Genomic DNA, 8539 nt, shown 5'->3' on the forward strand with positions numbered 1-8539 from the left:
GCCCTTTTGGCCGCGCAAAACGGCGCTTCCGGAGCAGCGGATGGGTAGCGTTGGGGACATGAATGAACCCAAGCCGCTGCCTCCGCTGCCCATCCGCACCGAGCGGCTGGTGCTGCGGCGTTTTGCAGCTGCCGACCTCGATGCCTTCCATGCCTACCACTCGCTCCCGGAAACCGCCCGGTTCCTGCCCCGCGAGGCCAAGAGCTACACCCAGTCGATGGAAACGGTGGGGCGATACGCCAACTTCGAGTTCGAGAAGGAGGGTGACTGGGTGGCCCTGGCGATTGAGGCCCAGGATTCGCCCGGGCTCCTCGGCGAGGTGGTGCTGAAGTGGCTGGAGGGGTGCGGGCAGGCCGAGATCGGCTGGAGCCTGGCCCCGGAGGCGCGGGGACGGGGCATCGCCAGCGAGGCCGCCCGGGCACTGCTGAAGCTCGGCTTTGAGGACCTGGGCTTCCACCGCATTGACGCCAAGCTCGATGCCCTGAACACGGCCTCGGCGGCACTCTGTGAACGGCTCGGCATGCGCCTGGAATCACGGCAGGTGGACAAATGGCACTACAAGGGCGAATGGGCCACGGAGGTGGTGTACGCCATCCTCGCGGACGAGTGGAAGGCCCGCTGACCGGGCCCGGCGCTTGAACCCGGGCACCTCCGCCTGGTGCAGCGTAGCGGCCGACTCAACAATCGGCCTCAAGCTCAACCACGGGCCTCAGGTGCCGGACGAACCAGGTTCATAGGTCCCGTACGTCGGAAGCCCCGCCGACTCATAGACAAGAATCGCGAGTCCGCCCGGCGTCGCCTCATTGCCGACCAGACGCAGGCCCGCCGGGGCGCCTCCGGCCGGAAACAGTTGCCTGCCGTTACCCACCACGACAGGGGCGATCACCAGCCTCAGTTCGTCGATCAGCCCCTTCGCCAGCAGCGACTGGGCCAGCCGGGCACTCCCGTGGATCTGTAACTCCCGGCCGGGCTGCCTCTTCAACTCAGCGACCTGTGCGGGGACGTCCCCGGACAGGATGGTCGTGGGCGCCCAACCAGCCTGCGCCAGGCTCTGCGAGACCACGTACTTCGGCAAACCGTTCATCTTCTCAGAGAACGGATCATCAGGGTCCGTGATTCTCGGCCAGTCCCTCGCAAAGTTGACGTAGGTCCGGCGGCCGAACAGCAACGCATCCGCCTCACCCAGCCAGTGCGCCGCCTGCTGGATGAATTCCTCGTCAAGGTAGGGGACGAACCAACCTCCTTGTGAGAAGCCGTCGCTGGTATCCTCCTCGGGCGATCCAGGACCCTGCGCCACGCCGTCCAATGTGAGGAACTCTGTCAGCGTTAGTCTCATCGTGTTGCCTCTCCGTGCTGGGTGCTGGGTGCTGGGTGCTCCGGGTGCCGGGTTCACCGGCCCGGGCTGGGCTCACCGGGTGCCGGGTTCACCGGCCCGGGCTGGGCCTGGAATCACGGCAAGTGGCAAGTGGCACAACAAGGACGAACGGGCCACGGAAATGGTGTACACCATCCCCGCGGATGAATGGAAGGCCCGGCAGCAGGTATCCGGCATCCGACGGCGCAACGAGGCCCCAATCTAAGGGACGCGTCAATCTAAGGAAGCGCCAATCTAAGGGAAGTACCGACTTGACGGGGAAGCGCTCTGATGCGGTGGCGGTCTGTCGAGACGCCGATCTGACGCAGATGGCCGGAATGAAGTCCTCATTCCGGCCATCTGCGTCAATTCGGGCCCAAGCCGAACCCGATTCGGGCCCAAGCCGAACCCGATTCGGGCCCAACCCGAACCCGATTCGGACCCAAAATCGGTCCTCGCCTTAGGGCGCCGGCGGCGCGGTGGATGCCGGCGCCGGTGAGACCGCGCCCGGTGCGGGAGCCGCGGGTTGCGTCAGCTGCTGCCCTGCCGGCTCCGTGGCACCGGAGCCCGGGGCGGGACCGGACGACGTCGTACCGTCACCCGGCGCCGTGGCTCCCGTGGGCCCCGGGGCCGGGGCCTGCGTGCTGCCGGGGGTGGTTTCGGCAGTGGCTCCCGACGTCGTACCGGGCGTGGCAGCGGTACCGGCACCAGGCGTGGCGGCAGGAGTGCCGCCCGGCGTCGGGGCTGTACCGGCGGACCCGGCCGGGGTGGCGCTCGGATCGGCCTTGATGACCGCCATGATCTGTTCCTTGTACGCGCTGAGCCGGCCCTGGATCTCCGAGAGTGGCTGGTTCCGCAGGTCCTTGCCGTAGGCGGCGATCTCCTGCCACAGCTCGTTAAGCCTGGCCGTGCCGTCGCTGCTCAGGGGCCCATCCAGGGTCAGGACAAGTTGGCTGGCCAAGGCGTAGGTCAGGCACCGGACGCAGTTATAGTTCGCCGACGCCGAGAGATTTTCCGGAACGATCACATCGGTCTGTCCCACAATCAGGACCACCTGGAAGCCCACCGCCACGGCGGCGCAGTCCGCGCAGCTGGCAAACGCGTAGGCCTCATTCCGTGTGTCCACGGTGTCACCGTCCTCGGCCCAGACCAGGGCGAAGGCGACGTCGTAGACCACGGAACCGTCAGTGGTGTTGACCGCGAGCGACTGGTTGCCGTCGTCCTCCGGAGCGGCCGGCTTGTCGAAGGGGAAGACCCAGGAAGGGGCAGCCGGCGCCGCCGCGGGGGCGGCCGTGCTGGCCGTGCCGGACTGCCGGGGCACCAGGACCATGCTCAGCTGCGGGTCCTCGCGTGTGGGCCTCCGGGCGCCCTCCGGCCACAGTGCAACGGTCGTTCCCGACTGGCCCTCGGCCATCCGGGACGCGGCGGAGGCCGGGAAGACGGCGGTGGTGGCGTCGGCCAGGGTGCCGCGCTCGTAGGGCTGGACCGGGCGGTAGGTGTCAGCTCCCGGCCACCAGGCCCAGGCGAGGCCCGCCGCCACCGCCGCGATCGCAACGATGGCGGTGGCACGCTGGAGGGCCTTTCCGCGGGTCTTGCGCCACAGGCCGGTGGCCAGCTGGCGGACCAGGCGCAACAGGATGTAGAAGATGCCCAGCACCGGCAGCGCCAGGCAGGCGATCGCGATCACCCGGACGGCGGCGTCGGCGAGGTCCCCGGTGGCGACGCTGTGGGAAAGCATGGCCTGCTGCTTCAGGCCGTTATCCCAGGCGGTGCCCAGGACGCGCGGCAGGGTGAGCACCATGGTGGCCATGCTGAAGAGCAGCAGGGGGACCGTGACCAGCACCCAGATGGTGACCACGGCCCGCGCCCAGGGCTTCAGGAGCCCGGCTTCGGGATCGGTCTTCCGCCACGGCACCAGGGCCAGCAGCGTGGGCTTGATGCGCTGGAACAGGTCCGGGACACCGGTAGCGTCGGCCAGGATATGGTAGCCGTCGAAGCGGACCAGCGGCATCAGCTGCCGGACCATTTGCAGGATCTGGGTGACCACCACCAGCAGCAGCGCATCGAAGCCGGTGGCCCACCAGATGCCCATGATCGCGACGGCCACGATGGCGTTGAAGTACAGTCCGCCGAGGTCCGTGCGCAGCCGGCCGCCGCGCCCCAGCCGGTAGGAATCCGTGACGTCGGTATAGAAGGCCGGCCACATCAGATACAGGCCGGTCCCCATGGCGCCGGGGGTGGCCCCGCCGCGGCGGGCGGCGGCGGCGTGGCCGAACTCATGGAAACCGGCCGAGAGCACCGTGACCACCAGGATCAAAAGCACCAGTCCGGGGTTGGCAAAGGCCTCATGCGTGGCCGATGCCAGACCCTTGACCATCAGCACCCACCAGCACGTGGCCAGGAAGGCCGCGGTCACGGCCACCACGATCAAGGGGTTGAACAGCGTGGCGAACGGCGCGGTGATCTTCCGGGTGCGGTCCGGATCGGTCACCGAGTACCGGAAGCGCATACCCAGCAGCGGGTTCGATTTCTTTACCGCCGGCTCGGAGCCGTCCGCCAGCTGCAGGAGGCCGAGGGGGAGCAGCTGGGAAGTGATCAGGGTGCGGACGTTCTCGGCACTGACGAGCCGTCCGAAACTGTCACTGGCGTGCCCGGCGATTTCTTCCAGGCCCCGCTCGCCGTCGATCGCCTCGAGCACCAGGTACAGCAGTCGGGTGAGCTGGATGGTCTGGCCGTCGGAACGGCGTACGAGGGACGGGGCTTCCTTGTAACCGGATCCCTTCGCCTCGCCGATCAGCTGGACGCCGGCGGCCCGCACCGGAACCGGCTGCAGGCCGACCGCGGCGGACGACGGCGGGCCGGCAGCGTCGCCGCGTGCGCGTGCGCCGGCGTCGGGCGATGTGGCGGCGGATGTGGCGCCGCCGGTGGCAGGCAGGGCCGGAGGGCCGTCCTGACCGGACGGCCCTCCGTGCACAGTGCTCATCTAGGTGCTACTGCTTCAGGTCGGACTGCTGGTCAGCCGACGCCGTAGCGTCGCCATGGATGTCCTGGTTGATGATGGCATCCTGCTGGGCGACGGCGAACGCGTTGCTGTCGATGGAGCCGATGTTGGCGCCGACGGCAGCGTCGATCGGCGCGGCCACGTTGGCGTTGGCGGCCACCGCACCATTGATCGGTGCCGCGATGCCGGCGTTGGCGTCCAGGTTCACATCGACGTTGAGCAGGTTGCCGCTGAGGGCACCCGCGGCGCCGGCGGCGGCTCCCACGTCAGTCGGCAGCGCGCCGCCCAGGTCCGGGGCCGTGCCATCCGGCAGGACGCCGGTGGCATCGGCGGGTACCGTGCCGGCGGGTACGGCGCCGCCGAGGTCGGCCGTGGCGGCAGGCGTGGCCGCATCGGTGGCGGCAGGCGCTGCGGCAGAACCTGCTGTGGTCCCGGCATCCGCACCGGTGCCCTGGTCGATGACACTGTCCTGGGTGGAGTCTGCCGTGGCATCGCCCGTGACGCCCTGGTTGATAATGGTGCCCTGGTCGGCGAGGGCCTGGGACTCAGACCCGAAAGAGAGCACGTTTGCCGAGGCAGCCGCATCAATCGGGGCGGCAACGTTGGCGTTGGCCGCGATGCCGAGGTCGATCGGCGCCGCGGCGCTGATCCCGAGGTTCAGGTCGGCGTTCAGGTCCAGGACGGAGGCGACTTCCTTGTCCGGGAGAGCCGTGCCGCCCTGCGCCATCAGCTCATCATCAGTCAACGGGGTCATTCCCTGCTCAACGTTCATAACAAACTCCATCTCCGGCACCCAGTGCCCGGTCAAAGCCCTACGACGCCCCGCCCCCAGCGGACGGGTTCCACGTCGAAGTGCCCATCATGCCAGTAAATAGTAAGCATGATGACCAAATATCGGTAGCGGGCTCCCGGATTAACGCCGGAAAGCCCGCTGACCGGCCGGAAAACGCATCGATTGCTCCGTAACTGCCCCCATGGAGGTCCAAAAGGGCGGCTACGGAGCAACCGATGGGGTTCTTACTTCAGTCCGGCCCCGGGCAGCAGTTCGGTGGCGCCGAGGGAATCGGCGACGAACGCGTAGTCCCAGGCCCGTTCGCGCCACTGCACGTATCGGCCCGACGCGCCGCCGTGGCCGCCTTCCATCTCGATTTTCAGAACGACGGGTTCGCCGCCGGTGTTCACCTCGCGCAGCCGCTGCACCCACTTGGCCGGCTCCACGTAGAGCACGCGGGTGTCGTTGAAGCTGGTGACCGCGGCGATCTTCGGGTACGCCACGGCACGGACGTTCTCGTAGGGCGTGTACGACTTCATGTACGCGTACACGTCCGGGTCGGTGATCGGGTTGCCCCATTCCTCCCACTCCAGCGCCGAGAGCGGCAGGTCGGGGTCCAGGATGGTGGTCAATGCGTCCACGAACGGGACGGCGGCAACGATCGCCGCGTACTTTTCCGGCGCCAGGTTGGCGACCGCGCCCATGAGCAGGCCGCCGGCGGAGCCGCCCATCGCCGCGATCCGTGCCGGGTCCACCCAGCCGGAACCGGCGAGCCAGTCCGTGGCCGCAATGAAGTCGGTGAACGTGTTTTTCTTGTGCAGCTTCTTGCCGTCGTCGTACCAGTGCCGGCCCAGCTCGCCGCCGCCCCGGATGTGGGCGATCACAAACACGATGCCCCGGTCCAGCAGGGACAACCGGGGGATCCCGAAGCCCGGATCCATGCTCATTTCGTAGGAGCCGTAGCCGTACACCAGGCCGGCCGCCGTCGAATCCTGCCGGACGGAGGCGTGGCGGAGGACCGAGAGCGGAATCCGGGTCCCGTCGGACGCCACCGCCCATTCCCGGGTGGCGACGTAGTCCGACGGCGTGTAGCCGCCCAGCACCGGGCTTTCCTTGCGCAGCAGGAGTTCACCGGCCGGGAGCTCCGGGGTGGGCAGCACAAAGTCGTAGACCCGCGACGGGGTGAAGTAGGAGGTGTAGCCCATCCGGATCACGGGCGCCTCGTAGTCGGAGCCCGCGACGCCGGCGGTATACAGCTCTTCGGTGAACGCAGGCTCCACGGCGGCGCCCTGCTCCGGGGTGCCCAGTCCTGCCAGGGGCAGGACCTGGACCCGTTCAATGGTGTCCTTGCGCACGGAAACCACCGCGTGGGTCGACGTGACGCCGGCGCCGTTGACCCGGACCTGGTCGGAATGGGCGACGACGGTATCCCAGTACTGCTCGGCGAGCGGCTTTGCGAGCTCGGCCGGGTCCACCAGCGAGACCATGGAATTGATGGCGTCCTTGTTGTGCGTGAGCAGGATCCGCTCCCGGCCCCGCCCCGAGGCGTCCGCCAGCAGGAACGGCTCGGCCTCGTAGAGGATGCGCTCGTCGCGGGAGATCACGGTGCGCAGGCCGGCGTCCGGGTCATCAAAGCGCAGCAGGCGGGTCTCGCCGAACTCGGAGCAGCCGATGCTAAGCACCAGGTGCCGCCGGTCGGCAGAGAGCTCGAAGCCGAGCCACATGGCGACGTCGTCCTCCTGGTAGATGACCGTGTCCTCGCCGACGGGTGTGCCGAGCACGTGGGACTTGACCTGGTACGGCCGCCACGAATCGTCCACCACGGTATAGAAGATCCGGCTGCCGTCGGGGGAGAAGGAGATGCCGTAGAAGACGTTCTCGATCACATCCGGCAGCAAGTCGCCGGTGCGGAGGTCCTTGATGCGCAGGGTGAAGCGCTCGTCGCCGGCGTTGTCCACGGCGTAGGCGTAGAGGGTGCCGTCGATGGTCGTGGCGGCCCCGCCCACGGCGAAGAACGGCTTGCCCTCGGCCTCGAGGTTGCCATCGAGGAGGACTTCCTCGCCGGGGATGACGACGCCGGCCTCCACGGCCGGGGGAGTCCAGTCCGCGACGCGGTCCCCGGTGTCCTGGCCGCGCACGCGGCAGTGGATGCCGTACTCCTTGCCCTCGACCGAGCGGGTGAAATACCACCAGCCGTCCTTGCGGTTCGGGACGGAAAGGTCAGTTTCCTGGGTGCGGCCCTTGATTTCCTGGAAGATCGCCTCGCGCAGCGGCTCCTGGTGCGCGGTCACGGACTCCTGGTAGGAGTTTTCCGCCTTGAGCAGGTCCACGACCTCTGCGGACTCCTTGTCCCGGAGCCACTCGTAGTTGTCCTCGAACGCGTCGCCGTGATGGGTGCGCACCGAGGGAACTTTCCGGGCGACGGGAGGCTGCGGGGACGGCTGGGCGGGAGTCTGGGTCATGGACCCAATCTACCGAAGAGCGGCGCCTCAATTGCCGTTCTGCAGATTGTTGGCCGCCACGTAGCCGGCGAGCGTTCCCGAGCGCAGTGCGGCCGCGAGCGCTGCGGTCGCGGCAGGGTCCTTCAGGACAATCGACTGGCCGTCCCGGCTGGTCCCGGTGCCGGCGGTCGGCAGGGTGAAGAACACGCCGCGTCCCGGCGGCGTGCTCCGCAGACCGAAGGCGAGGTTTTCCAGCGACTCCAGGGTGAAGCTTGCGTCCAGGGTCACGTGCGGCAGCACCGTCTTGATGAGTTTGCGGACGGTGCCGCGGTCCGCCAGGCCGCCTTCGGAAGCCAACTTGGCCATCATGGCTTTCAAGAACGTCTGCTGGTTCCGGACCCGCTGGTAATCGCCATCCGCGAAGGCATGGCGCTCGCGGACAAAGGCCAGGGCCTGCAGCCCGTTGAGGTGGTTCACGCCCGCCGGAAAGTGCACTTTGTCATCTGCTGTGGCGGTGAATGACTGTTTGATGTTGACGTCGACACCGCCGAGCGCATCCGTCATGGCCGCGAACCCTTGAAAATCCAGCATCACCGTGTGGTCGATGTGCGCACCCAGCAGCGCCTCCACCGTCCGCGTCATCAGCGGCAGGCCGCCCAGTTCCAGCGCGGCATTCACCTTCGCGGCTCCGTGGCCGGGGATGTCTACCCAAAGATCGCGCATGATCGAGATGCCGTAGACGCTCTTCCGGTCCGCCGGGAGGTGGATCAGCACAAGGGCGTCGCCGCGCTGGTCGGAGGTGGTGCCGTTGGCCGCCGCCGCCCGCTCATTCACCCGGCTGTCGCTCCCGATCAGCAGGATGTTGAGGGCGACGGCGGGTGGTTCCGGGGKGGGCGKGGGGGCGGGCGCCGGCGTGGGACTGGCCGCCGTCGCGGTCGCGGCCGCCGGGGCGGCGGCCGGTGCCGTAGCTC

6 protein-coding genes are annotated in these 8539 nt (G+C 68.4%); 1 reads left to right on the top strand and 5 read right to left on the bottom strand.

What is annotated here, in order from left to right; genetic code table 11:
* Positions 1-58: 58 nt before the first annotated feature.
* Entirely contained in the window at positions 59-622 is a 564-nt protein-coding gene (locus tag AC1D0A_RS19730; protein WP_079554917.1) for a GNAT family N-acetyltransferase, read from the top strand.
* 87 nt (positions 623-709) lie between these two features.
* On the opposite strand, the gene AC1D0A_RS19735 is transcribed toward AC1D0A_RS19730, so the two are convergent.
* The 5 genes from AC1D0A_RS19735 to AC1D0A_RS19755 form a co-directional block, all read right to left on the bottom strand.
* Positions 710-1336, bottom strand: coding sequence for a dihydrofolate reductase family protein (locus tag AC1D0A_RS19735; protein WP_476946599.1), 627 nt, complete (start codon positions 1334-1336; stop codon positions 710-712).
* A 478-nt stretch (positions 1337-1814) separates the two neighbouring features.
* On the bottom strand, positions 1815-4337 hold the full coding sequence (locus AC1D0A_RS19740) for a hypothetical protein (protein ID WP_476946600.1): 2523 nt from the start codon (positions 4335-4337) through the stop codon (positions 1815-1817).
* 7 nt (positions 4338-4344) lie between these two features.
* Complete coding sequence (locus tag AC1D0A_RS19745; RefSeq protein ID WP_476946601.1) at positions 4345-5127, bottom strand: peptidoglycan-binding protein; 783 nt, start codon at positions 5125-5127, stop codon at positions 4345-4347.
* Between the two features lie 245 nt (positions 5128-5372).
* Entirely contained in the window at positions 5373-7589 is a 2217-nt protein-coding gene (locus AC1D0A_RS19750) for a S9 family peptidase (protein WP_476946602.1), read from the bottom strand.
* 27 nt (positions 7590-7616) lie between these two features.
* A partial coding sequence (locus AC1D0A_RS19755) for an LCP family protein (RefSeq protein WP_476946603.1) occupies positions 7617-8539 on the bottom strand: 923 nt, incomplete at its 5' end.

The organism is Arthrobacter sp. P1_D4 (assembly GCF_056406115.1).

Bases quoted from the DNA above. Each gene is read 5' to 3' on its own strand.
- AC1D0A_RS19730 (WP_079554917.1), top strand. From the start codon at position 59: ATGAATGAACCCAAGCCGCTGCCTCCGCTGCCCATCCGCACCGAGCGG.
- AC1D0A_RS19735 (WP_476946599.1), bottom strand. From the start codon at position 1,336: ATGAGACTAACGCTGACAGAGTTCCTCACATTGGACGGCGTGGCGCAG.
- AC1D0A_RS19740 (WP_476946600.1), bottom strand. From the start codon at position 4,337: ATGAGCACTGTGCACGGAGGGCCGTCCGGTCAGGACGGCCCTCCGGCC.
- AC1D0A_RS19745 (WP_476946601.1), bottom strand. From the start codon at position 5,127: ATGAACGTTGAGCAGGGAATGACCCCGTTGACTGATGATGAGCTGATG.
- AC1D0A_RS19750 (WP_476946602.1), bottom strand. From the start codon at position 7,589: ATGACCCAGACTCCCGCCCAGCCGTCCCCGCAGCCTCCCGTCGCCCGG.